This is a genomic window from Arthrobacter sp. UYEF3 (assembly GCF_040546245.1).
In the GTDB taxonomy this organism is placed as follows: Bacteria; Actinomycetota; Actinomycetes; order Actinomycetales; family Micrococcaceae; genus Arthrobacter.
In genome coordinates, this window is record NZ_JBEPNK010000060.1 from 1 (window position 1) to 1,625 (window position 1,625).

Genomic DNA, 1,625 nt, shown 5'->3' on the forward strand with positions numbered 1-1,625 from the left:
CTAGGTGCGTGGGTCAGTAGTGAGGGTGCCGGTTTTTAAAACGCCGGCGGATTGACCGGGTCCGGATAGGGGTGGCTGGGAGAATCGGGGGTATGGATACCGGTTCTTCCGCGCAGGATGGTTTGTTCGACGAGTCTCTGGTGGAGCGGGTCGAGCAGCCCTCCGATGTGCCCATGGATGCCAACGCCGGGGCCAGGAAACGCTTCAAGGCGTTCGAGCCCGATGCGGTGATGCTGGTCCCGCCGTCGCTGGAGGAATGGTTGCCCCAGGGCCATCTGGCACGGTTCATTGGTGAGCTTGTTGACGGGGAACTGGATCTGACCCGGTTCCATGCCTCCTACGCCAAGGCCAAGGGCCAGCCCCCGTATGACCCGCGGCTGATGCTGCGGATCCTGCTCTACGGGTACTGCGTGGGGGTGCGGTCCTCGCGGGAACTGGAAAAAGCCTGCACGGACGTCGTCGCGTTCCGCTGGCTGGCCGCCCAGCAGGCCCCGGACTTCCGCTCGATCGCCCGGTTCCGCGAACGCCACCTCGCGGCCCTGGCCAACGTGTTCCTCCAGGCCCTGGAGCTCTGCCGGGCCGCGGGCATGGTCTCGCTGGGCCACGTGGCACTGGACGGCACGAAGGTACGGGCCAACGCCTCCCGACACAAGGCCATGAGCTATGCCCGGCTGACCGCGAAGCAGAAGGTCCTGGCCGATGAGATCAGCGACCTGATGGCGGAGGCCAAGACCGTGGACGCGGCCGAGGACGCCCGCTTCGGGCCGGGCAAACGCGGTGATGAACTGCCCGCCGAGCTGGCCAACCGGGCCCGGCGCGCCCGGGCCATGAAGACCGCCCGGGCGTCCATCGAGGCCGAAGCCGCGGACAAGGCGCGCCGTGACGCCGAGGCGAAGGCCCGGGCCCGCGGGGACGACGACGATGATGTCTCCGGCAAGGGCGAAGCGGCCGCTGCCGCGGCGGTTCCCAAGCCCACGGCCCAGCGCAACTTCACCGATCCCGACGCGCGGATCATGAAGACCGCGGACGGTTCCTACCACTACTGCTACAACGGCCAGGCCGTCGTTGATAAAGATCATCAGGTCATCGTGGCCACGGAGCTGAACAACACCGCGGTGGACGTGCAGCAACTGGTCCCGATGGTCAAGAACGCCCAGGACACCCTGAAAGCGATGCCCCGGAAGTGGAGCGCCGATGCCGGGTACTGCTCGGCGGCGAACCTGGAACACGTCAGGGACCTTGAATCCGGTGGCGGCACCGAATTCTTCATCTCCACCCGGCGGATGAAACACGGGCGTCCGGTCCCGGAATCGCCCCGGGGCAGGATCCCGGCGGACGCGACACCGGTCGAACGGATGGCCCGGAAACTGAAAACGAAGAAGGGCCAGGCGGTCTACGCCCGGCGCAAAGCCATCGTGGAACCGGTCTTCGGACAGATCAACACCCGGCAAGGCAAGCATGTGCTGTTGCGCGGACTGGAGAAAGCATCCGGGGAGTGGAAGCTGATGGCTGGCTGCCACAACCTGCTCAAACTCTTCAGTTACCGGGCCCAAATCGCCTGAATACCCGGGGACGGTGCCCCGGGATCGAACCTGCAGAACCGAACCGCGGCCCGCAGGAGCCCT

At 66.6% G+C, this 1,625-nt stretch carries 1 protein-coding gene; it reads left to right on the plus strand.

Going from position 1 to position 1,625, the window contains the following annotated elements; genetic code table 11:
* Positions 1 to 173: 173 nt before the first annotated feature.
* Positions 174 to 1,562 (plus strand): IS1182 family transposase, encoded by a 1,389-nt coding sequence (locus ABIB14_RS18650; RefSeq protein WP_502909703.1) that lies wholly within the window; start codon positions 174 to 176, stop codon positions 1,560 to 1,562.
* Positions 1,563 to 1,625: the final 63 nt, after the last annotated feature.